A 23,221-nucleotide genomic window follows, 5' to 3' on the forward strand; every position below is an offset into this window, starting at 1 on the left:
AAAGCAACTGATGGTTGACTCCAAACGGAGTGCGACGGTGATGTCAAAAGATCAGCCAGGGCATTTCGGTATTTCAATCCACGCACTCCATACAGAGTGCGACACCAAAGGAGAGATAAAGAATGCATGAGTTCGAAATTTCAATCCACGCACTCCATACAGAGTGCGACAAGGAGAGTTTGATATGGCAGTTAACGATTGGGTAATTTCAATCCACGCACTCCATACAGAGTGCGACCAGCTCCCATCATTCCGTCCGGATGGCGTAAAGGTATTTCAATCCACGCACTCCATACAGAGTGCGACCCACCGTCTTGAGCTGCACGTTTTCCCATGACTTTATTTCAATCCACGCACTCCATACAGAGTGCGACGAGGACAGGCCAAGGCGATTATCTACTTCACGGATATTTCAATCCACGCACTCCATACAGAGTGCGACGGCTCGTGTGCGCATACATAACGCACCTTCTTGGATTTCAATCCACGCACTCCATACAGAGTGCGACGACCACGGGCTGCGTGTGACATCCTACTTATAACAATTTCAATCCACGCACTCCATACAGAGTGCGACGACGAAGTGCCCGGAAGAATTTGGAGTCAGAGTTATTTCAATCCACGCACTCCATACAGAGTGCGACCCATCCAAGATATCCCTCGCTGTCAATCGTGTCATGATTTCAATCCACGCACTCCATACAGAGTGCGACATGTATTCATTCAGGCATCTAATGTTAACGTAATATTTCAATCCACGCACTCCATACAGAGTGCGACTATGTACATCCTTCGAACAACTCCAAATCGCAATAATTTCAATCCACGCACTCCATACAGAGTGCGACATTCAATATGAGGTTGATGTTAAAGACGATATAATTTCAATCCACGCACTCCATACAGAGTGCGACACAAATTGCGAACAGTCTGAATATGCTCTTTGTTTATTTCAATCCACGCACTCCATACAGAGTGCGACACGTATATGCGCGGCGCATCTTGCCGGAATCGTCCGATTTCAATCCACGCACTCCATACAGAGTGCGACCTCCGTAGCTTCGCGCATTCTTACGTGTTCGATATTTCAATCCACGCACTCCATACAGAGTGCGACAGCGAAAAGTGACGTAATAACTATGCTTGAAGAATAACTATTAACGTATTTCCGATATTTCCACTACTTTAAACCGGTTATCACAAACTTTCGACTATAAATCATTGCCAAAAGGTCACAATAAAGACCTTTTCGACAAATTTCGAGGTGCGAATCCCCCAGGGAAATCATGTGAACTTGGCATTCGCACCTGTTAAAATGATCTCTTTAAGTAGTGGATCTCACTTTAGTTAGGACTCGATTTAAAATGGTATTTTTAACGCTAAAGATACTTTAAATACAAAATCTACTCGGGGATCAAGAAATTCCATAACAGCCACTCAAATCTCTATACACTTCCATTATACCAAAAATCAAAGCGCATAAAGCAAATCTCATGCATGCATCAACCTATTTATGGCTGGCCTGCCCCAATTGCGTTCAAGGGAACATTTACGATTGCCATAGCGCTTCTCTTTTGATCAACATTTACGTGCGTATCGTATATCTACGTCACTTTTCATTGCGAACGAATGTCTTAATTTATGGCATGAAAGTTTCATATCACTAACATTTGGATTGCCTTTCTAGAATGCTTCGAATGTGAGATAGACAATTTTCTGTATCTGGCTTATGGAGAGTCTGCGCCCTTTCTGAGATACAAAGAACGCTTCTTCCTGAAGTCTGTAAGGAGAAATCCTCTCCTTTTCTACCTCGAGTAGATAGTTCAGTAATACGTCTGGTACAGGTATCTCATTCCACTTTCGACCTTTCCCAAACACTTCAATCGTTCCTCTAGTTTTTTCAAATCTTTTAAATTCAACCTATGAGCTTCCCCAACTCGGAGACCACAGTAGGCCATAAGTAAAAATATCACAATGTTCCTGTTTTTATATCGTCTCTCTATATATTTAAGGCTTTCGGATAGATCCTCTTCCTCCAGGTAGATCGGTTTCTTATTTTTTTCAGTTTTATACTTTTTCACTTCGGCAGCCGGATTTTTTGAGGCAAGTTCGAAATCAATCAGAGCCATATAGAATGTTCGGGAGTTCACCTATAATGGGTCTACTTCATACATTAAAATCAATTTAAAATAAAAGTGCGTCAAATTCATGTTTGCCGCTATTATAATAGCACATATATTTCTTAATTATATGAAGTACATACACATAGACTTAAAATTGCAAATTAAATAACAAGCACAGATCAGCACTAAGTACGATATTTGAATATTCTCCTCCCTTGCTCCAAAATCACATTCAGCTTCCTTTTCTTAGCTAAAGTGCTTGATAACGAACTTAATTTATCTATTTCAAATAGGATTACAGTTCCGGTGGAATTCCTCTTAGCGTTGAAGCTAGTCTCTTGATCATACTGCTATCAGTTAATCGCTCAAAAGGGACTCTCTTCTACACTTAGATGTACATCTAATCGGTAATCGGACTATGTTCTTGTCCATTCCGGCAATCGGTACAAGTTCTTGTTCTTGCCTCGGGACACGAACTTGTACCGATAAAATAAAAAAGCCGCTAAATTAGCGACTTCAATGGGTATATGTTCTTGTCCCGCGACAGTTCTTCACGGCTTCTAACTTTTTGCCTTTAGTCATAAGACTTAGTTCCTGATACAAAAAATCGTTATAACAAGCGAAGTCTTATTTCATATGCTTTTATCCAAGAGTATGATCTCCATCACGATACTATTTAGATAATTACCTACTCCGAAATGACACGTTGTTGTTGTGCTTTTCGGCAATGGTACATATTTTTTGTCAAAGCTTACAAAAAATGGTGCCTTAAAACAAAAAAGCCGCTACAATAGCGACTTTAAATGGAGCAATATTCTTGTCCCGCGACACGACACGTTGAAGCGTCCTCACCTGCTCGGACGCTTCTTCGCCTATCGTTCTTAAGTTGTGAACATTTTGTTCGGTCATTATTTCGAAAAATCCGACGCGTTCATTGTGCCTCTTTTGACCCCGATGGCATAAACCACTCCTTGCGTCCTTAGATACACATTTAGTGTAGCATCGCTATACGTACCCGTGGACGAAATGGAGAAGTGACCCGATGAATCAATCTGCACTGGAATTTTCTCCAGCATCTTTCCACCTTGAACGCTATCCTGATGCTGATCGATCTGAATCTCCAATTGCTTGCTCGCCTGATCTATGAATTTCCCTTCCACCACCAACCTGCCGTCAGTGCCGAATTCAACAATCAACGTTTTGCTACCAAGTGCCGGTCTAATATACACTTCCGGAAACAGCTGTTCAGGTAGTTTTTTCTCGGAAGTGCCTGATTTCGGTGCTCCAACCAATTGCTTCATGTTGGACTGCAATTGCATCAAAATCACTGCTGCCTGTGCTCGAGTAACGATATCGTTGGAACCAAACATCTTACTCTGATTGCCTTCAGTTCCGCGCATGTAATTATGAGCCAGCACGTAGTCCACTGCATAAGTATAATCGAAGTTCACACCGTCCATCGAAGCAATCAGGCCAGCTGCGCGGTAACGGTTAATTGGCTTATCCCGGAATTCGCTTTTGCCCAGACCTGAGCTGAACAGTAGCAGGTTGCGGGCCTTAGCCACGTTGTATGCGCCTTCCGCCCAGTGCTTCTTTTTCTTGGAAGCATACGATTCGTCATCAATTTTGTAGGTGCGTAGCAGCATGATAAGGAACTGCGCTTCACTCACGGAATCTTCTGGCCGGAATTTTCCGTTTGTGTCCGCTCCAGCGATACCTGAACGAAGCGCCCACTCAATCGCTGCTTGGTCGGCACGTCCTGCGATATCATTGACCTTGGCCGGATCAGTTAATGGGTAGCTCTTGCTCTTGAGACGCTCGAATACTCGTACCGGTACTGTTCCCTTCACCTCACCGGAGCTGATCGTTACCTTGTAACTGCCAGGCTTAACTCCTTCGAGCATGCCATCCGGCGAAACTTTCAGACCCGCAGGGGAACTGCTGGAGTATGCGATCGCCGTTTTTGGAGTTGCGAATGTCCCGTCGTCGTAAGAGGCTACGATCTGCATCGGCAACTTACTTCCTGAATTCAACACCAATTCGTCGTAGTGAGCAGATAAACCCTTCATCGTGTGCCCTTTCCCCGTCGTGAACGACCAAGTTTTGCTTCGTCGCTGCGACTCCTTATACAGCGTATAATCAAACTTCACCGTATAGACGCTGTAGCCGTCCAGCACATCCTTGGGATACAAGAACACCGTATTGCCATGCAGTTCACTGTAGTACGGAACATCTTGTCCTTGAGAATCCAAAATGCTGGCTTCAAACGAATCGATGGCGAAGCCTGCTGAAGCGGAGATGATGCCACCCGAGTGTTCAACACCGAAGCGGACAAGAGGATTCGGCCTCTCGAATCCGTAGAAACCAACGTCCGCTTCTTTCATTCCGTCATACGGATATACTCTCGCTTCCGTACTATCCTTCTGTAACTTCATGAATGCTGGGTTCATGACAGCAGTACCATTCTGTAATCCAATGCCGACCGATGTGTACTGCTCATCCAATATAATCTGGCGATGATAAGCGGTGCTTAGCCAGGCATCGACCGCTTGACGTGTTGTTGCCATATTAAAAGACATGACTTCAGCTACCGATTTATTTGGCCATCCAGCTGCCTTTCCCCGGTCTCCTGCTGTCACTCCCGTAAATCCTGGGGTACCCGGTCCCTCCTCATGGGCCGTCCTTCCTTTGAACTGAGTTGTATTGTAATATGTCGCGTGTGCTTGAGACGCCTGAGACAATCTCGCATCAAGCTCCAAGGGGCCTACGCCTACCTTCGCCCGAATCTCATTCAGATAAGCCAATCCGTCGAGTTGATCCTGTGTGAATCCTCCTTGGGAGACCATCGTAGCCGATGCCGCCGATGCGTGATCCACTGGATAAGCCGGCACGATGACAGTTAGGGCAAAGGTTGCAGCGAGCATATATATACCCCACCCACGTCCCTTTTTCCGGGTATTCCCTTGATTTTGCATGTCTTTCTTGCTGCGTTCGCTTGATTTCATATTCGTTTATCCTCTCTGCATCCCTTATTTACGAATTTTACTAGTATGTTTGGGACGCGTTCGCATCCAATTTCCCATAACGATTATTCAAAAATTTAATTTTCACTTGTCCTGATTATGTAAAGCATGAATCAAGAAATCTATCTCTGAACATATATTCTTCAAAACATCATAAGGAGGCAATCCAAGTTACGTTTGAAAAGATGGGTGAGCGTTCATATTTCTAATATTTCTTAGCTTGTGATATCTAGACTGCTTTTCTTGATCAATCATATTTCTCTTTGACATCCTGTCTATTATAGACGAGAGCTGCAAACGAGTGGTTCCAGTGTAATTTGATCCGCATATCTTTTCATGAATATGGGAAATCGTTGCCTCAAAAGCTTTAAATGCTTGATCCAATGATAGTGTTATCAATCGACTCTATTAGAGATGTCTCCGTAATTTTTTGATATTCACCTGTCAGAGGATCTCTGTAACCGAAAAAATTAAAAGGTTCATCTGCATTCTAATAGTTCTCACTTGTAATTCGTTTCATTTACCTACCCCACTATTCTAATAGTTTACTTGCTTTAGATTCCGTATAATAATTATATCGGCACTTCATCACTGATGGCTTAAAATCAATGATTCGAATTACTAGGAAAGTGGATATACTTTGACAGTACAACCTAAGACTTCTCTCGCCATTTCTCATAGCCATCAAGTATCCTTCTGGGTTCCGCTTCAATTATTTTACGAGCTGCAAAGGTATCACCAGCTCTGAGAGCCTCTATAATGCTTGACTAGTCCGTACGATCAATTAACTTCACGTAATTTACACCAGCCAGCGTTTTACATGAATCTGTGAATCTGGTTGTTGCGATGACAACCGCTTTTTTAGTCTTATAGTATCTCATACAAGAGAAAACTTCTTGAACAGCACTAATGCCTACCGGATTTCTACCGAATATCTTTGGCTTGAACGACATTTTCAACTCCAACTGGATCAGTAAAAACGATATCAACTCCAAAGTCACGACTACCTATAGTCTTATAGACACCAGAATAGCCTAGTTCGATTAATAATCTGTATAAGTACATCTCAAAACCGGAGCCGTTTTCCATTCTATCAATATCAGCTAATGTAATATCTCTTAGTTCGTAGTCCTCCTTATCAAATACAACGATCTTTCGTTTTCTCGACTAGATGAGAATTAATTAATATAGACAACACAAAAACTTAAGCAATAATCAGCAGAAAAACAATATACTCCATTAGACCTACACTCCTTCTAATTCCTAGTACAATAATACCATATATTTCAAGGTTATAGATAGAATTTGTGATCACAGTATTATGAAAATCAAGATTTTCAATTTATGCAAACAAGCTATAAGCCAAGGTCTAAAACGGATGATCTGGCTAAATCGTTATCTTCAAGCAGCAGAGGGGACTCTTAAAGAAGGCTCAGCGCGATGAAGATGTCTTCAAATTGGCGAAGAAAACCTTTCATCGCCGGAAGTTTCACGTTTCATCTAAATCAGTATCATGTATAATCTCAAACGAAGTCGTGGATTGATGAAGAAATTCGGTTTGGTCTGTCCTCATCTGAAACTCAAACCATACAAACGAGTGGCTAAGGCGACTCAGGAGCATCGAATTTAACCCATCCTTTTTATAGAGGGACTTCATGAAAAGAATCCCTGGTCTCGCTCTTCTGACAGATATCATCTATTTACCTTATGGCCACTCCAAGATGGCCTATTTGTCCTTCAACAATATGGAAGCAAGCATTCCAGGGATTGGGGATAAGATTCGCATTGAGTAAAAGTAGTAAACGTTTCATAGAGGTTACTTTTCTTCTCTCTTGTTTAACTTCTGTTTGAGTATCATGATTTAGTATGTAAGCATTAGCTCAATAAGGGTAAGGTTACAGTTAAAGTGGTGGTAGCGTATCTATATTCCAGTGAAGTCAGTGTTGGGGCATCATCGAACTGAGATGCGGGCACATAAAAGATCTCGGCTATTAAATAATAAGAAAAACTTTTTGTTCTGTAAAACATGAAGTCCATCTCAAATGAGATGGACTTCATTGTTCATACTAGTTTTTATTCATCATATTCCCACTTCAGAATGTCTTTAGCCTCCTTGATCACTTTTCCTTTTTTGTTGATGTAATAGGCTTTTCCATTTTTATAAACAATAGCTTGTCCATTACTGAAACTCGTTACACTACTGTAAATCGCGGGGATGACCATTGTACCTTTTTTGTTGATGAAGCCGACTTTTCCGTTGTGTAGAGTTACAGGAGCTAACCCTTCCGAATAAAAAAAGATACGAGCATACTTAGGCTTCACAACAACTGTTCCTTTTTCATTGATGAAACCCCAGTTTTTGCCGATTCTTACTCCAACCAATCCTTCATGAAAACCAGTATCATGAATTTCGTCAAACTGCGGCTTAATTAAGTAGGCTCCTTTTTTATTGATAAACCCATACTTTCCATTGATGCTGACTGGGGCTGCCCCTTTAGCGTTAAATGGTTTGGCTGTCTGAAATTTTGCCGGAATGATGATTTTTCTGTTTTTATCAACATAGCCATATGCCCCTTGGCTACTCTGGTAAACATATAGCTTCTGATTGTGAGGATCATCATTAAAGATTTTTAGAATACTAGGTTCTTCAGATTCAACGATAAATTCGATGATAAACTCGTTCCATACATAACCACCGATTTCATATACCGAGAGTTCTAGCAGGTATTTCCCAGGTTTCACCTTTGGGGCGAATTTGACGGTATACGAAAACGCACCACCTTCGCCCGGAAGCAATTTTAGCACCCCTGGCGAGCTTGTGACAGAAACCATGTTTTCTCCAGCGTGACCCCAACCGGACAAATAAGCTCGGGGTGTTAGATACATCGTTTCGTTGGTGTTATTGGTATAATGGGAGGGAATATTGAGTTTCTTCGCTTCGCCAGGTTTTAATTTAATCGTTTGGATCGCTTTTTGGCTTGCGGAAACTTGAGTAGGAATGCAAAGTACAGATAATAGAATGGTAACAATAGAAAGCAGTAATGCTAATCTCAATTTCTTTCTCACGCTGAAACCTCCAGTTGATTTTCATTAAACTCTAATATATGTAAACTTCTAACTTATAAATGAGCAATCCAATTCTAGCAAACGGTAGAATGAAAAAGAATAGATGCAAGTAGCAATCCCTTTTTGATGAAGGCTAGTTACATACCTAATCAGGGCCAGAAGAGAAACCATGACGTCATATAAGGGTACCATACCTAAAGTCCGCCCTTTTTCAACTATTTATTTCCAGAATAACCTACTCTTTTTCTTAATCCAAATGGCTATGGCGAAGTCATATATAGTTGCTTCGACGATCAAAAGATTCTGGGAGAAAGTGTTGGTTGGGTCAAACACAGCCATCCGACTTCCAGTTGACCATTTCTGGTAGAAAGCAGATGGGATAAAAGCGCCCTAGTCCTTCCTTTCATTTTAATAAATTTAATGGTACACTGCCCTCCGCCAGGCTTACATACTGATTGACTAAGACCAATTGCAAACTTTGCATAAGAACCAAATTTAAAGTTTATTTACTTAGATTCACTTTCTCACTCCCCTCTAGGTAATTTTTAACATGAAACAATTTACAATTATATTTTACTTATTGAAAATTATCAATTAATAATTCGTTAAAAAAATAATTAATCTCCTTCATATCTACGAAACGTGATATTCAACATATACATTGTTGTTATGAACATATTTAGAATGTGAAATGCCCTGCCTTAATATTATTGTTTCAACTACAGCAACTTGGAACTTTTCCCAGCTTCCTTCCAAACGGAATGAGTTTATCTACTAATAAAAATGTAATGAATATAATAGAAGATCAAGCATCAGTAAGAAATCAAGGATTTTGAGACGCAACAGTCCTCCCTTGATGGTATGTACATTTCTTTCCTCGCAAGTCTTGATGAGTATTCTGTTTTTTGATTGACAATCAACAGGACTCATTAATGTGGCAGCATTAATGACAAGCTCCATCTTGGAAGCCCAACGCATGTAAATAGTCCCCTTCCCTACGGCGGTTCAATGATACTGTTTCAACGAAACAAACAAAAAAGCCACTGTAATAGCGACTTTGAATGGAACAATGTTTTTGACCCTCGGCAGAAGTTTAAAACCCAAGACAAGCAAAATCAACTCATTGCAAACATTACTGTTCATCACTTGGTCATTGGTGTAGACATCGCCCAAGAGGTCCATATTGTCCGTGCAGTCAGCTTACATGTGAAAAGGACGGCGAATTTGCCGTCCCTTTTTCACTCCCCGATTCAATGGTTGTCATTGGAGGCAGCTGGTTCAATAACTCCGCTACCATACTTCACAAGCGATGCTTGCAAGATATCCAGTTGTCGGATGATCCGATATCCTTGCTCTGTCCCTAAGGGTTGGAGGATGACCAAACCTAGATGATCCAGAACCTCCTGGAGCTGATTCTTGAACGTGTGATAGTGTGCAACCAAAACCTGGTTGGTTCCGAGCTCCGGCTTCACCTCCAGCACTTGCTGTAATTCATCTACACTGGGCAGGCGTTCATCGGTTTTTACCGCACCCTCATTAGGAAAAGCCAAGACAGCCGTTTGCAGCGCACGTATAACCGGACTGGATAAAACCGGTATTTGCAACGGGATTTTTTTATTCCTCAAAATTTCCCCTAACTGCCGCGCCTGTGTTTTCCCCAACTCGCTTAAAGGGTCTTCATCACCATTGCCCCCAACAGGTCTTGCATGGCGAAAGTACAGATTAAAGCCACCCTGAAGCAACAGCGAAAAGGGATCCCCTCTTTTCGCCGGATGCTGAATTATATCCATAGCCCATCCAGTTTTTGAAATTTTATGCTGGATCGGGAGCAAGTTCTGCTGGGACAGCAGACCCTCCATTGTCCGGTGGCTGCTTTCGGCCGCCTCTAATCCTGTCGCCTCTGTCGATATCTCCACGATGGAATTGCCGGCCACCGTCCAGATCTCCACACTCTCTTGAAATCCATCCCATTGCCCCTTGTACTTTAGAGCAGTAATTGGGCCTAACACCCTGGTTTCTGTCAAAATGGCGCTAAAGTCGCGTTCTCCCCATTTTTGAGTCTGCAGCATTGGAGGGGCATTTTCATTCAGAATGCCTCTCCACTCTTCCAAGTTATCCTCTTGAACGATCTTTGCTTTTACTTCATAGGAAAGATCAAACGTACGGTCAGCTCCGCTCCAATCAACCTCTTGTTTGCAGGTGGGGTCCTCAAGATCAAATCCAAGCTCCTTTGCATGATCCATTACCTGCTGCAGATCTTGACCCTCAGAAAAGTTAAACCTCTTCTTATAGGTGATTTCCCATTGATCTTTATTCGGTTTCAGCCGGGCACGTAATATCCAATTATCGCGGAAGAAATCCTGTTCTGGCGTATCTATGAAACGGATATCGATCTGTTGCCCCTCCGATTGATCTAAATGCACAAGCTCTGTGCGCAATGTATGCTTATCCGTAAGCACCTGGTTGGCATCGAGCAGAAACTTGATTTCATACTGCGTGTCTACATTACTCAATGCAAAACCCACTCCTTTCATATATTCACAAAATCCACATGTCGGTAAATTTGTTCCCTAAAAACCGTTCAAACGCGAGATCAGTGCCCTCAAATCGGGTAGATTGCCAATCCGTTGGCTGGCAGGTCTGCCTGGCGCGTCCTGCTGCGGACTGCCCGTTGTGCGCAGCATCTCCCGCACTATTGCGTAAGGCAGTTGCCTTCCACCGCGTGTAAGATGAATGCTCTGCAAGCATGCCAGAGCTCCAACAACAATTGGAGATGCGCTGGAGGTGCCGCTGAACTGGTCGGTATACCACGAATTCTCGCCGCTGCCCCGTGATTGATCGCCATAACCGGTAGTTGTCACTTCCCTTCCCCAACCTTGCGCGTCAATAGCCGATCCATAGTTGGAGAAGTCCAATCTGGATCGTGCGGGTCCGTGATTACGGCCATGGGTTCCTTTCGGGGGAGCTCCTGCTCCGACAAGAATGGCTCCAGAATCTCTTCCTTGTCTGCGAAAGGGATTGCTCCAGTTGGGAGGAAAGCCATCTTTGGGCTGATCGTACATCGGATCATCTAGATTTTCTCCGCCATTCCCCGCCGCCTCCACAACAAGAATCCCTTTAGCAACAGCATATTTTATCGCAGCCAACATATCGGGGTACCACTCAATGGCAATGTATCCCCGTTGATCGGGTCGCCAGACATAATTATAGTGCGGGCCGGGGACATGCATTTCCAACAGCAAAATGTCGCCGGTCCGCAATTGATCAGCGGCTTTGCGTATCGCTTCCGGGGCGCAAAGCCGGATGGAATCCAGCAGCACGTCGGGGCTGTCCCCTGAGAGCGCGCAGCTTTCGTTCCAGGCGATGCCAGCTATGCGAGCCTCGGGGCAAATCCCTTTAATCCCTTTGGCATCGTGATCCCCGCCCATCACCCCAAGCACGGCAGTTCCGTGATCGTTATAGTCATTCTCCGTACCAATGATACCTTGCTCATTGACCTGCAAATCCTCATGTGAAAAGTTCCATCCGCTTTCAAGATCAATGATCCGCACTCTGTTACCATAACCGCCGGGCAGGGTCCAGGCATAATACGCGTCAATCCCTGTCGGTGCTGCATTTAAATAACCTTGCCGTTCGCCGAAATCCGGAGTAGCTGACGGCAAGAGGGATACATCCTTCTCCGTTTCCACTGCAACTGGGCGGGCATTTCCGGTTCAGGCCGCACATAAGCACCTTGAATTCGGCTGTCTTGACGCAATTTCTCGGCAATATGATCCAATTTATCATCGGGAGCGTCGACCCTGTAGAAGATGTGCAATCCTGCCTTGGCCTCGGCCATCTCAGCGGTCATTTCAACAATCTCGGCTTCAGCTTCCTGTTCCCGCGCAAATAACGGAAGCAGTTGAAAGGATTCTCCCATCTCCGCAGACAATTCCGATAATAGCGTGTGGACTGTAGGCAGCGGCTGAATCAAGGAGCTCTCTGGAGGGTTTAATGCACCGGGGTCTGATATAACGATCAGCTCGCGTCTGTTCTCGGGCATGCGCCCAGCCGCCGATGCCCGACTCATACCTTTACCATGTCTTGTCCTGATTCTGCGGATGCTTGGGGAGATGCGCCGGCTTCCTTCCATTTCAGCACATTGGCGTACACATCACGGTCAATCCGGGTACCGGAGTTGCTACCGTTGGCAGCACAACCGCCGTAAGCGTGAATACAAATGACTTGATTCGTCTCACCTAGACATACCGGACCTCCGCTGTTACCGCCCATTGTGTCCAATTTGTAGTATACTTTTCGCGTCTGTACGTTATCGACAATCCCCTTCATGTACCACTGTGTGCCGTTTTTATCGTAAGGATAGCCTGTATTCAATATAGGCTTTTGATTGATAGTGTCATTAGGATCATACCTGAAGCCAAAATAGCCAGTGTTGTTGCCTATGGTAGAATTTAGAATGATTGCCCCATAGTCATATTCTTGATTCCCATCTTGAACCCAGCCGTTGACGGACCAGAAATGCTCGGTTGTAACGGTGAACCGTCCATAAGGTTCGAGTCTGTCATCTTTACCTGGAATGACAACTATCGATTTATGCCATTTTCTAGTTTCGCTGTCAAATACACAATGCCCCGCAGTAATCACCGTACCCGGACCACATAGCCACCCCGTTCCAACGCCCTCACGTCCATCATCCAGTGTAATAATTAACCGGCAGACCGCGGACCAGGAGAATTTCGCGGTATCCATTACTCTAAGCCTGTCATCAAGCTGGCAGACTTCCTCTTTATTCACAAATAGCAACGACTCAATGGATGGAAGCTGTTTGTCTTTGATATCTGTTTCCGCTGCCCCCCGATTGGAGAGGGTACCCGTTCCTTGAAAAGCTTCGGTCTGCGCCGAATCAGCCGCTGTATTGGTAGCGGCAGCCATAACTTCTCCTTTACCGCTCACCATATTATGCAATGTATCAGCCATCTAATTTCACTCCTTACGACTATTTGTACATATTTTCGTTATCCGGCATTTTTGCTCTTCTAGATTAGGCATATTCACTGACATTGACCGGGTGTTGCCGTAAATGTTCCTCCAGCAGCTCGTCGGCTGTAAGATACAACAGACCGTTACCTTCAACGGATTTCGGTCTTCCCAGCGGAATCGTCCGCTTCGTCAATTGGGCGTAAAGCTCCGGCTCGGTCAACTGTCGGTTAAACTGTTCCGCACTTTGGCAGCTATTGATTAGCAGCGCCAATGCCCCGGCTACATGCGGTGCAGCCATCGAAGTGCCGGAAAGGATTTTGTAGGGGATGGACTTATCCTCCGCTAGCTCCAGCGGATACGTCGACTTGATGTCCACACCCGGAGCTAGCAGATCAATTTCATTGTTCATCGTCAGGAATGGTGCCGAATCAGAGTTGAAATTAATGGCTCCTACTGAAGTCGATTCATTGAACCCGGCGGGAAAACGAAACTCTTCTTTTCCCGTATTTCCGGCTGCACACACGACAATAATATCGTTGTCTACTGCACGCTTAACCGCGTCATGAATCCCTTTGTGGTCAGTTGCAAAAGACAATGACATCGAGATGATCTGTACATTTTGGTCAATCGCATAATGAATCGCCTGGGCAATCCATTCCGGTCTTCCGCGCCCTTGACGGTTGAGAACTTTCAGAATCAGCAGCCCTGCTTCGGGAGCAATGCCGACCACGCCGTCCCCATTTTTCGTCGCAGCGATAATCCCGGCCACATGCGTTCCGTGTCCGTTGTAGTCCTTGTACACGCGAGGAATTCCATCGTCATCATCGGTGAAGTTCTTACCGCCCATAATCCGCTCGCGTAAATCGGGATGTTCGGCATCACAGCCGGTATCTAGGACTGCTATCATAACTCCCTTGCCATAATTCCCTTGTTCCCAGTATTGCGGGGCCTGGATCATCTGCACGCCTTTCGGGATTTCTTTCACATGCTGCCGCACACTTACCATTTCGACCGGAGGCAGCTGTACGTCATCTGCATTGCCTACAAACGTTGACATGATTCACCTCTTGTAACAAATTTCAGCTTTTAGCTGCGTGGTTATTATTTGAGCATCTTTTCATATCATCCACTCCTTTTTTTGTTAACGTGTTAAGCCACTGCAGTGCATTGCCGATTTTCCAAAAGTTAATCCGGATACCGGGTGATCCTTGGTTCATAATATTGTTTGGTTAAAAAATACTCATTACGAAAAGGAGTAACGTCAATGACCGAACCGCAGAACGCATTGAAGATTTGTGTCATCTTGAAACCCCCTGCTAACAAAAACAACGAAGCGGTGTCCATCGCAATAAAAGAACGGGCAGATAATGCCGGCCCGCTTGAGCTGGAAGCCGACGCCTTGGAGAACATGACCGCCCGCAATGAAGTCGGCCCCGAGATGGCCGTTATGGTCCGAAAACTGTGGCGAAACGGCAGAAGGCTACGCGTCCGCTTTCTGGACGGAGAGCCTGCGATTCAGGCCAAGGTCGTCCGTTGGGCCAAGGAATGGGAAAAGTATGCGAATATTACCTTTGATTTTGGCGATCACCTGGAGGCGGAGATCCGGATTACCTTTCTCGACAAAGATAAAGCCTACTCGGCCGTAGGGACGGATGCGCTGTTATTCAATACGGGGGCAACCATGAATTTCGGCTGGTTTGACCAGGATACCGAGGAGTCGGAGTTCGAAAGAACCGTCATGCATGAATTCGGCCATGCCCTGGGATGTATTCATGAGCACCAGAGTCCATCGTCTGGTATCTGCTGGAACGAACAAGCTGTTCTGGAGCATTTCCGTAGAAGCGACTGGGACGAGGAGACAACAAGACACAATGTATTGGATAAAGAAAACCCCTTAAATACAAACTTCACTGAATTTGACCCCAATTCAATCATGCTGTATCCTTTCCCGGGTGAATTGACCTGCGACGGAAGAGGTACGCCGTTCAACACCACCCTGTCGGAAACGGATAAAAACTTCATGCGTCAAATGTATCCGCGCGTAGCCGCGCCCGCACCGGAGCCAGTTATGGGCTGATAATTCACACTTGGAGCAGTAAATCAGAGGAACCTGTTCTAATGAACTACGGCATTGCAGAGATCCCCATCAATAAGCTGTTTTATTTTATTTAAATAACCCCAAGGCCCTTTATCTTGTTCTAAAGGGCCTTGGGGTTATTGTGTTAAGCTTTCCGAGCAAGGATTGTGCTGTGTATGCGGAGTACTATGGGACGTGCCTACTGAAATAAGCCGGTTCATCGTATCCGAAGTAGAATAGACCTTATTCGAATGGACCAATCATGGAAGTACGGTTCCCGTTGCTATCATATTCGAACGTTGTTTGCTTCCGTCGGGATAAATCATCCGTTTTAACTGTCCAGTTAAAGCATCAAATTCGATGCTCTCTGCCAAATATTATGTAGATACAAAACATCTAGAAAAGATTAGTCCTAGATATATCTCAATAAAGGATAAAAAAGTCCTTAAAAGGCATTTAACAAATCAAGGTCTCTTCCTCAGATACTACATAATTAACTTCTCTCTACACTCGAAACCCAATTTTTAAAGCAGTCGAGTACTTCTTCCAAATTTGTTGCTCCACCTGCACCGTGAAACACTCTATCCCTCACAATACAGTAGAACCAATCTTCTTCATTTCTCTCTTCTTCGATCATATCAAACGGAACATCCTCTAAAAAAGTATCTGTCAAATCGATTTTGACAGACCAACCGGGATTATCCACAGTATCAATTTTAACACCGTATGAATGCTCCCAATCACCATTACAGTTTTCAAGATACCAGTTTTGAAGCCATTTTAATGCGTTCATCATCTCTACCTCTTCTTCGGAATTTCATCTGGTCTTGCTGGTCTAACTCCCCCAGGTATTGATTTACCATTAACATGAGGTGTTGGAACATCTTGTTTTGTTAATCTGTTGATATGACCCTTTCCTTTTCCATCAAGTGAGCTTAGTTATCTGTATTTCTGCACTATATAACCGAACCCAAATCCATAAAAAGCTGAATGACCATTCCCCGGTGGAATACCGAGAAACGGTCGCAGCTTAAATTTCGACTTTTTTGTCTACTTGACAGGGTTATGAACATAAATGGCGACTTTCATTGAACTAATGATTCTTGTCCTTATACAATTTTTTTCTAACGACAATAAATCAGTGTTCTATGGCTACCAAATACTTTTCATTGCCTTTTTTATTAATCAAAGCAACTTCAAAATCAGATTCCCATTTAAGTTCGCCTAAATGTTTAGCATAGGCAAATTCATCTGGTTGTTCTGATAAGACCTTTTCTAAAAGTACTTGCGTACCATCTCGTTGTAGAATAGATATGAATATATCCATGCTTTCTACATTATTATGGCATATGACTTTAGCATTGTACTTCTTATTAGGACTCTTTACTGTTTTTTTCCAAGTCCATTCATTTACATAACCTAACTCTTCTATTTGTAATGCTATTTCTCTAAATGGCTCAATCTGCCAACTATTACGTAGAGCAAGTTTCTCGATCCCGTCCATTAGTAGTCGAAGCGTAACCTTTTTTTTCTCCAACTCATTTTTTGCACGAAAGTCATTCAAACTAAATTGGATTGGCGCCGAACACACACCTGAATCATTAACAATTCTTTCGTCCGAAATGTTTTCTACACATTCTATTAGGACTTTCCAACAATCTTTCGTTTTGTATTTCCCAAATAAACATTCAAACATAGCTGTAATACAGCGAGTTTCCAATCTAAATGAACGTCTTTTCCATTTCCAATTCAATTCATAATCTAATTTTGTTGCTTCGTTGTACTCACATTTTTGTTTTTTCATTATAGATTCAATGCTTTTATCATTCTGAATATATGGTAAGTCTAAGTCGAATTCTTTTAGATACATCTGATTTTCTCCTAACTTTATTCCCATGGGTGTGGTCTTTGAACAAAACGATTATTATGATACCTCACCCAAATATGTAGAAGTCTTAAGAATTATCCACTTCTCTATAGGGGAGGAAAGTAACCCTGTTTCAAAACTAAATACTTCCTGGCTGGAAAATTTACTGGATTCCTTAATATCAGCAGTTCATATTACACCAGAAAATCTAGCGATGGATATGGTTCTCACAAAGTTACTTATACAGGATATTTAAGATTTACACCGTGAGTAGTACAACTTAATTTATTCCTATTAAACATAATTCATATATCAACTCAAAGATTCAATACTAAATAAAGCTAAGGATCGCCCTTGTCAAGAAACGATCATTAGCTTTATTTGCATCAGAGTGATCTCTGAATCTATAGGCGATATATTCTTGCACTATTTATTCGGGTCACGGTGCCACTTATTATCTCCCATTATTCTATCAACAATATGATGAGCTTCCCAAACAGCCGCAATCTCTAATCCTTCGCATTCTTCGCGATTAGAAGGTCTAATCTCTCCCATATGATAAATCAAATATTCTCCTGATATCTTATCAATGATACAGGCAGGTGGGGGCCATGCCTCTTCTTCATCCGGGAATGGACGATTCTCAATGACCGGCCAATCCCCTGATTTCAGTACATCATCATATACACCCACGATAAATTGATATTCCTCTTCTTGAGGTATCTCTTCTATAGAGTCACTTGTAAGATTATAGATTGCAATACTGGCATCTTTAAGCCTTCTCCCAAAGGCAAACTTATCGTTAGGCAAAGGGATAGCGTAGATATCACCCAATTTTATTCGTTTACGTTTCGTTTTTTTCACGGTTTTCCAAACTCCTTCGTTGCGGCTTTAATATACTTACTGTACTTCTTATTTTTCGGAGAAATACCATTAATCGCATTCCCTGAAGTACCATTTTTAGATTTGGCGCCGCCATTTTTTATGATCATTTGCTGTTCTCTTCCACGTATTGCATTTTTGTTACTTGATGATCTATCAATGGTTGCCCGACCATATCCATTTTTATTCATATGGTGGTTAGTATCCCTTTTAGCGATGTTTTCTAAAGGCGTACCTTTTCCACTTGTTCGCCCAGTATAAACAGTACCCGTTTTAGTGTTGGTTTTAGTGTAAGTTTGATACGTTTTAGTTGTGGCTTTTTTAATTGCCTTAGTCGCTGCTTTTTGGGCAACTTTTTTGACTGTGGTTTTTACTACTTCCTTTGCTACCACTCGAACAATCACTATGATAATAATGGGAATGAAAGGAAAATTCCCATCGTCATCTACTAACGAAACCGGATTATTCAGTGAGTAACTATATCCATTTCGGTTTAATGGATTATCTAAGTCCGTATCCTGTTCAAGATCTAGTGTTATAAAATTTCCATGCTGAGGATTATAATAACGACTTAATAAATAATAAAATCCTGTCTCAGTATCATATTTATAACTAGCATACCGGTAGGGGTTCTCTTCGGCAAGGATACCGCTCTGGCTTATCACATTCCCCCATGCATCATACTCATACTGAGCTACTTCTTGTCCGTCTTCATCAGTTAAAGCTACAACATCACCATGACCGTTTAACTGGTAATAATAGGTATGCCCATCTTTAGTCATTGCTACCGGACTTCCACTATCATCCCACGTATACTCTCGAAGTGTTTTGTTATTTCCATCCGTTTCATAGATGACTTCATCGCCATCATAGAAAAAATTCGTCGTTCCGGACTGACCAATTGACTGGATACGTCGCCCCTGTTCATCATAACTATAGTGTTGTATACTCTGACCAGCTTGATCTTGCACTTCAATTAATTGATCCAGTGCATCATATATATACGTTTGTTTCCCATCGTTTAATAGGTTTCCATTATTGTCATACTGATAAGCTTGTCCATTAACAGAAGTTAATTGATTGGCGTTATTGTGTTCGTATACAGTGGTTTGCTCCTGCCCATTGGTGACAACTACTTTTTGTGTCCGATTACCTACATCGTCATAACTATATTTAATCGTTTTCCTATCGGGAAGAGTTTCTTGTTCGAGTTGGTTAAGCGCATCGTACTCATACGTTGTATCACCTAATTCCGAATGAATTGTCTTTACATTCTCATTGGAGTCATATGTGTAGTTGTACTCGCGAATTACACTCCCTGTGCTGGAGTAATCTCCGTAAGTGCGCAACTGTTCCCCAGAATCGTAGTCAGCCTTGGTTACAATTCCGTTTGCTCGATTGGCTTGTTCCAATGCAGCCATATCATTGTACTGATATGAAATGAGGTTTTGATTATCTTTGGTAATACTTTTCACTTGATCTAACTCTGTGTAATCATAAGTTACAGTAGACGAATGTGCATCAGTTGTATAAGAGAGCTCCTGAAGTCCACTATTCGCATTATAAATATACGACTTTTGATGTCCTCTATCTACCTCTGTTTCAGGTAACCCATCAGACTTATACGTAAAGGAACGAACACCATTGTTTACATTGACAAGTAAACCATTTTCATCATATTCATAAGCCCACTTTTGTTGCCCGTCTATACTTATAGTTTTGAGTTGATCCAAAGCTGTGAATGTCGTAGAGATTTTGTTCCCGTTAGGAGTTGTGGTCTCCATTAGGTTGCCATTTGAATCATATTTGTTATCGGTCACATTGCCAATGGCATCTGTCTTTTTCGTTAACTGATTTTGCCCATTGTACTCATACTGAACTACAGCCTGTTTTGGATTAATCGTTTTATACAAGTTTCCGACTGTATCATACTCATACGTTGTCTCTTTTCGCTTCGGATCAATTACAGCTTTCAGACGATTTAACTTATCATAATGGTAATCGGTACGATTGTTATTTCCGTCGGTATTTGCGATCATATTCCCAACAGTATCTGTTGTCACTGTTGTTGTGTTTCCTGCTGCATCTATTACCGATTTGATATCGTTACCTTTATCGTCGTAGCTGTACGTTTCTATCGATTGGTCTGGATACGTCGTCTTTTTTAAGTTTCCATAGGTGTCATATTCATAACGCGTCACCTTTTGCTTCGCATCCACGATGGTTTCCAAATCACCAACTGCGGTATACGAGTAATTAGTCACATTTTGTCTAGGGTCAATTTCTTTGACCACGTGGTTCAGGTCATTGTACTCGTATGTCGTAACATTTCCAACTTCATCGATTTGAGTTAGAACATTACCTTTACTATCATATGTCTGTTCAGCAACAGTTCCATCTGGATTGGTTACTTTCTTGACATTGTAGTTTGCATCTAGGACAAACTGAATGATTTCACCCTTGGCATCTTGGATTTTCTCCGCCACGAAGTTAGCGTTCAGCGTATAGTTTGTCGTATGGCCGTTTGCATTTGTTACGTTTGCTGTGCGTGCAGTGGTGTCATATTTGTACTGGGTTGCCGGCCGATCACTTGCATCTGTAACCGAAACCGTTGAAGGTTCCTGCACTTTAACCAAGTACTCTTGATCATAGGTATACGTGGTTAATCGATTATTCGGGTCAAAAATGGTTTTAATGTAATTTCCACCATAACTAAACTGAGTTCGGCTATAAGTTCCATCCTCACTATACTGATCTACAGTGACTAACTTTCCATTCTGATACGTATAATCCGTTTTACGTCCTTCAAGCATGGCGTAATCAACTAACCCATCTGAAGTATATTCAAATGCAATGGTCCGGCCTGATGGGTCCTCTATACCCGTTAGTGCTCCGTCCCCATTCCTTTTATACGTAATTCGGTTTCCATGCATATCTTGTTCATAACTGAGTTTGGCTTGAGTGATGCTTACTTGATCATCGTTAGAAACCGTATCGAAATGCATCAGGTATCCATGTTTGTCCGTTAAGTCATAACCCGTCGTGGCCCCTGAGCTACTTTTCACCTTTTTTAGTGTCAGATATTCGCCCGCTGAAGGCGTATACGTATTGTTTGATGCGTTATATTTGAATTCATAAGCAGATCCAGTATGGTCTGTAAACAATACGTCTCCGGTTTTGTAAGCATCTACGATGGTTTCCCCACCCGTATAATACCATCCGTAGCCAAAGGGTGAAGATTCGCTAGATTTTGAGTTATATGTCCGCATGAAGTCTACGGAGGTATCTCCTCTACCCGTTAAGGAATAATCATTGAACTGGATGATATTGTTCCCCGTGGCCAAATTGGTATAACTAGTTCCGTTAGCTATCGGATGACTATCATATGTCCAATAATCTTTTAGACCAAGTCGGCTAGCAGAGGTGTATGTCACGCTTAAAAGCGGCGTGTAATCTGGGTTGGCCGTGTCATCACCGGATATAAACTTCTTGTAGCTATTTGTTGTTTCTGAATTGCTTTTCAACATAAATCCTTTGTTTGTTGTGGGGTCATTTATCCACTTTTCTAGCATATTGGCAGGCAAGGACCACTTATAGTTTGCTGAAAGTGATGTTAACGGTCCGACTGCAGTTGTAGCGACTTGCGAAGCATTGAAATCTCCACCCTGTTTACTCCACAAGTTCGTAGCATCTGCATACATCCAGGATGCAGAGTATTCTGTCCATGCTTTATTGACACTATTTAGAGTGATATCTACATTAGTATTATTTGAAACGGAAGCTAACCAGAGGTTCAAGTCAGCCGTTAACACCTTTGCCCCCTGTGGGATGGTCGATGTGTCAAACTGAATAAGAGAACGGATGACATTAGAGCTAGTAGCGTCTTTATATAGACCTACCCCTAGTGTCGTGTCGGTTGCTCCAGTTTGTTTGGGAAAAGCACTACGTATATTGGTATCCGCTAAGCGGTATGTCGGTTGAAATTTAACAATGGTCGGATCGATGGTGACTGGGTATACACGAGATGCATCATTAAGCCATGCGATACTTGGGATCACGTCAATGAATAACTGTCCCTTTTTCTCTTTCAATTCATAGTGAATATCGTAGGAAAGAGATTCTTCAGGGTAAGCATTAACTCCCTCTACCTGCTGATAACCTTCGGGTATAAAAGAGTCATACATTAACGGTTTATCGATGATATATTCAATATCGCCAGTAGATGGGTTAATCAAGGAAACGGAGCCATCCTGTTCCTGGCGATAATCCAAATTACCTAGAGTTAAGGCAAAGGAGTAAATCACTGATTTTTTGCCTGTCGGCTTTTTGCTGAGTTTAAGCTCTTCTTTGAGTCTATCGTTTCCCAGGGTATAAATTAAATCAGTATCGGGATAAAGCCCCTTATACGTCATTACATTATTCTTAACAATCCCTGCCGGCTTTGTGCTAGAGATGCTTTGCGTAGTTGTTAACGTATTTGTTTCCGCTATGGGGTTTAGACCAATGCGGAATTTATCCTCTTTGATCTCTATCAAATTATCAGAAACAGAATGTTTCTTGTTCATTTCTACTTTGAATTCATGATCGTTATTGTAAGCTGTTTGACTCGTCGTGTTTAAACGGTTATCAATCAGCTTCCACTCTTGATTTGAGGGATCTTGATAGTGAATGGGAGTTTCAGAAATTTGAGTTGTGTACGTTCCATTCTCATTTGCGAATGTCTTCGATTTCTCACTACGAAGCGAAGCAATCTCTTTTGGGGTGTTGTTGGACGACAAGTTAGAATCGTCTGAAGTGTTGCTTTCTTGAAGTGTTGATCTTTCGGCTGAGGGGCTCCCCCAAGCAGTGGTATTATTGAGCGATGATGTAGAAATTAAGGAGCCAGCAATAATTAAGCTGACCACCTTATTCCAAAATTTGTGTTTATTTCTCATGTTGTATCCCCTTGTCAATTTTTTCACAGCAAGAAGAGTTATACCATATCATTGGAATATTTTCTAAATGAAAAACTTTCCAATGTTAACCTTTCCTCCATATATTTATTGTATTCTGGGCCATACACCTCTCTAACCTAAGGTTATACATTCCCTAATTGGGGATAGGAACATGTTCTTATTCCAAATGCCTCTGTCCTAATTCTCTTGCTCGTTAAGCAACCTCTGTATTATCAATTCGCTCTGGATTGGAATTATTCCAGTCCTAT

At 42.5% G+C, this 23,221-nt stretch carries 19 protein-coding genes and 1 CRISPR repeat array; of the genes, 3 read left to right on the plus strand and 16 right to left on the minus strand.

Annotation, left to right across the window (positions count from 1 at the left end; genetic code table 11):
- Nucleotides 1–70 precede the first annotated feature (70 nt).
- Nucleotides 71–1,117: a CRISPR direct-repeat array (repeat unit 33 nt; unit sequence ATTTCAATCCACGCACTCCATACAGAGTGCGAC).
- Nucleotides 1,118–1,823: 706 nt separating this feature from the next.
- From F0220_RS30485 to F0220_RS33285, 6 genes are all read right to left on the minus strand, one after another.
- Entirely contained in the window at nt 1,824–2,129 is a 306-nt protein-coding gene (locus F0220_RS30485) for a site-specific integrase (protein ID WP_100529023.1), read from the minus strand.
- A 762-nt stretch (nt 2,130–2,891) separates the two neighbouring features.
- On the minus strand, nt 2,892–3,032 hold the full coding sequence (locus F0220_RS32705; protein ID WP_188310587.1) for a hypothetical protein: 141 nt from the start codon (nt 3,030–3,032) through the stop codon (nt 2,892–2,894).
- Nucleotides 3,032–5,128 (minus strand): CAP domain-containing protein, encoded by a 2,097-nt coding sequence (locus F0220_RS30490; protein WP_149846972.1) that lies wholly within the window; start codon nt 5,126–5,128, stop codon nt 3,032–3,034. The genes F0220_RS32705 and F0220_RS30490 overlap by 1 nt, the downstream gene beginning before the upstream one ends.
- Nucleotides 5,129–5,317: 189 nt before the next feature.
- Nucleotides 5,318–5,545, minus strand: a complete 228-nt coding sequence (locus F0220_RS33495) for a DUF4145 domain-containing protein (RefSeq protein ID WP_149846973.1) — start codon at nt 5,543–5,545, stop codon at nt 5,318–5,320.
- 368 nt (nt 5,546–5,913) lie between these two features.
- Entirely contained in the window at nt 5,914–6,099 is a 186-nt protein-coding gene (locus F0220_RS33370) for a restriction endonuclease (protein ID WP_317452012.1), read from the minus strand.
- Nucleotides 6,071–6,235 (minus strand): restriction endonuclease, encoded by a 165-nt coding sequence (locus tag F0220_RS33285; protein WP_317452013.1) that lies wholly within the window; start codon nt 6,233–6,235, stop codon nt 6,071–6,073. The genes F0220_RS33370 and F0220_RS33285 overlap by 29 nt, the downstream gene beginning before the upstream one ends.
- A 566-nt stretch (nt 6,236–6,801) precedes the next feature.
- Here F0220_RS33285 and F0220_RS32710 point away from each other — a divergent pair.
- Nucleotides 6,802–6,939, plus strand: coding sequence for a hypothetical protein (locus F0220_RS32710; protein WP_188310588.1), 138 nt, complete (start codon nt 6,802–6,804; stop codon nt 6,937–6,939).
- Nucleotides 6,940–7,219: 280 nt separating this feature from the next.
- Here the strand turns inward: F0220_RS32710 and F0220_RS30505 are convergent, their stop codons facing one another.
- The 6 genes from F0220_RS30505 to F0220_RS30530 form a co-directional block, all read right to left on the minus strand.
- Nucleotides 7,220–8,212, minus strand: coding sequence for a WG repeat-containing protein (locus tag F0220_RS30505; protein WP_149846974.1), 993 nt, complete (start codon nt 8,210–8,212; stop codon nt 7,220–7,222).
- A gap of 1,250 nt (nt 8,213–9,462) precedes the next feature.
- Nucleotides 9,463–10,725 carry a histidine phosphatase family protein gene (locus tag F0220_RS30510; protein ID WP_188310589.1) on the minus strand — a complete coding sequence of 421 codons (1,263 nt, stop codon included), beginning with the start codon at nt 10,723–10,725 and terminating at the stop codon, nt 9,463–9,465.
- A 57-nt stretch (nt 10,726–10,782) separates the two neighbouring features.
- Nucleotides 10,783–11,874 (minus strand): S8 family serine peptidase, encoded by a 1,092-nt coding sequence (locus F0220_RS30515; protein ID WP_223200052.1) that lies wholly within the window; start codon nt 11,872–11,874, stop codon nt 10,783–10,785.
- Nucleotides 11,829–12,281, minus strand: a complete 453-nt coding sequence (locus F0220_RS30520) for a hypothetical protein (protein ID WP_149846977.1) — start codon at nt 12,279–12,281, stop codon at nt 11,829–11,831. The genes F0220_RS30515 and F0220_RS30520 overlap by 46 nt, the downstream gene beginning before the upstream one ends.
- Nucleotides 12,278–13,189, minus strand: coding sequence for a trypsin-like serine peptidase (locus F0220_RS30525; protein ID WP_149846978.1), 912 nt, complete (start codon nt 13,187–13,189; stop codon nt 12,278–12,280). Before F0220_RS30525 ends, F0220_RS30520 begins: the two co-directional genes overlap by 4 nt.
- Before the next feature lie 64 nt (nt 13,190–13,253).
- On the minus strand, nt 13,254–14,249 hold the full coding sequence (locus tag F0220_RS30530; RefSeq protein ID WP_149846979.1) for a S8 family peptidase: 996 nt from the start codon (nt 14,247–14,249) through the stop codon (nt 13,254–13,256).
- Nucleotides 14,250–14,456: 207 nt separating this feature from the next.
- On the opposite strand from F0220_RS30530, the gene F0220_RS30535 reads away from it, so the two are divergent.
- Nucleotides 14,457–15,269 carry a M12 family metallopeptidase gene (locus F0220_RS30535; RefSeq protein ID WP_149846980.1) on the plus strand — a complete coding sequence of 271 codons (813 nt, stop codon included), beginning with the start codon at nt 14,457–14,459 and terminating at the stop codon, nt 15,267–15,269.
- 493 nt (nt 15,270–15,762) lie between these two features.
- Here F0220_RS30535 and F0220_RS30540 read toward each other — a convergent pair whose 3' ends face one another.
- The gene (locus tag F0220_RS30540; RefSeq protein ID WP_317452014.1) at nt 15,763–16,065 is read right to left on the minus strand and encodes an immunity 53 family protein; all 303 of its coding nucleotides are present in this window, start codon (nt 16,063–16,065) and stop codon (nt 15,763–15,765) included.
- A gap of 342 nt (nt 16,066–16,407) precedes the next feature.
- Nucleotides 16,408–17,139, minus strand: a complete 732-nt coding sequence (locus F0220_RS30545) for a hypothetical protein (RefSeq protein WP_149846981.1) — start codon at nt 17,137–17,139, stop codon at nt 16,408–16,410.
- Nucleotides 17,140–17,164: 25 nt separating this feature from the next.
- On the opposite strand from F0220_RS30545, the gene F0220_RS33130 reads away from it, so the two are divergent.
- Entirely contained in the window at nt 17,165–17,392 is a 228-nt protein-coding gene (locus F0220_RS33130) for a hypothetical protein (protein ID WP_223200053.1), read from the plus strand.
- Between the two features lie 170 nt (nt 17,393–17,562).
- On the opposite strand, the gene F0220_RS30550 is transcribed toward F0220_RS33130, so the two are convergent.
- Together F0220_RS30550 and F0220_RS30555 are read right to left on the minus strand one after the other, a co-directional pair.
- A complete protein-coding gene (locus F0220_RS30550) occupies nt 17,563–18,000 on the minus strand; it encodes an Imm26 family immunity protein (protein WP_149846982.1) in 438 nt (145 codons plus the stop codon).
- Entirely contained in the window at nt 17,997–22,952 is a 4,956-nt protein-coding gene (locus tag F0220_RS30555; protein ID WP_149846983.1) for a DNRLRE domain-containing protein, read from the minus strand. Before F0220_RS30555 ends, F0220_RS30550 begins: the two co-directional genes overlap by 4 nt.
- Between the last annotated feature and the right edge of the window lie 269 nt (nt 22,953–23,221).

It is taken from the genome of Paenibacillus sp. 37, assembly GCF_008386395.1.
Classification (GTDB): Bacteria; Bacillota; Bacilli; order Paenibacillales; family Paenibacillaceae; genus Paenibacillus; species Paenibacillus amylolyticus_B.

Excerpts from the sequence above, each read along its gene's own strand:
- F0220_RS30485 (WP_100529023.1), bottom strand. The coding sequence starts at position 2,129 with ATGGCTCTGATTGATTTCGAACTTGCCTCAAAAAATCCGGCTGCCGAA.
- F0220_RS32705 (WP_188310587.1), bottom strand. The coding sequence starts at position 3,032 with ATGACCGAACAAAATGTTCACAACTTAAGAACGATAGGCGAAGAAGCG.
- F0220_RS30490 (WP_149846972.1), bottom strand. The coding sequence starts at position 5,128 with ATGAAATCAAGCGAACGCAGCAAGAAAGACATGCAAAATCAAGGGAAT.
- F0220_RS33370 (WP_317452012.1), bottom strand. The coding sequence starts at position 6,099 with ATGTCGTTCAAGCCAAAGATATTCGGTAGAAATCCGGTAGGCATTAGT.
- F0220_RS33285 (WP_317452013.1), bottom strand. The coding sequence starts at position 6,235 with ATGGAAAACGGCTCCGGTTTTGAGATGTACTTATACAGATTATTAATC.
- F0220_RS32710 (WP_188310588.1), top strand. The coding sequence starts at position 6,802 with ATGAAAAGAATCCCTGGTCTCGCTCTTCTGACAGATATCATCTATTTA.
- F0220_RS30520 (WP_149846977.1), bottom strand. The coding sequence starts at position 12,281 with ATGAGTCGGGCATCGGCGGCTGGGCGCATGCCCGAGAACAGACGCGAG.
- F0220_RS30525 (WP_149846978.1), bottom strand. The coding sequence starts at position 13,189 with ATGGCTGATACATTGCATAATATGGTGAGCGGTAAAGGAGAAGTTATG.
- F0220_RS30530 (WP_149846979.1), bottom strand. The coding sequence starts at position 14,249 with ATGTCAACGTTTGTAGGCAATGCAGATGACGTACAGCTGCCTCCGGTC.
- F0220_RS30535 (WP_149846980.1), top strand. The coding sequence starts at position 14,457 with ATGACCGAACCGCAGAACGCATTGAAGATTTGTGTCATCTTGAAACCC.
- F0220_RS30540 (WP_317452014.1), bottom strand. The coding sequence starts at position 16,065 with ATGATGAACGCATTAAAATGGCTTCAAAACTGGTATCTTGAAAACTGT.
- F0220_RS30545 (WP_149846981.1), bottom strand. The coding sequence starts at position 17,139 with ATGTATCTAAAAGAATTCGACTTAGACTTACCATATATTCAGAATGAT.
- F0220_RS33130 (WP_223200053.1), top strand. The coding sequence starts at position 17,165 with ATGGGTGTGGTCTTTGAACAAAACGATTATTATGATACCTCACCCAAA.
- F0220_RS30555 (WP_149846983.1), bottom strand. The coding sequence starts at position 22,952 with ATGAGAAATAAACACAAATTTTGGAATAAGGTGGTCAGCTTAATTATT.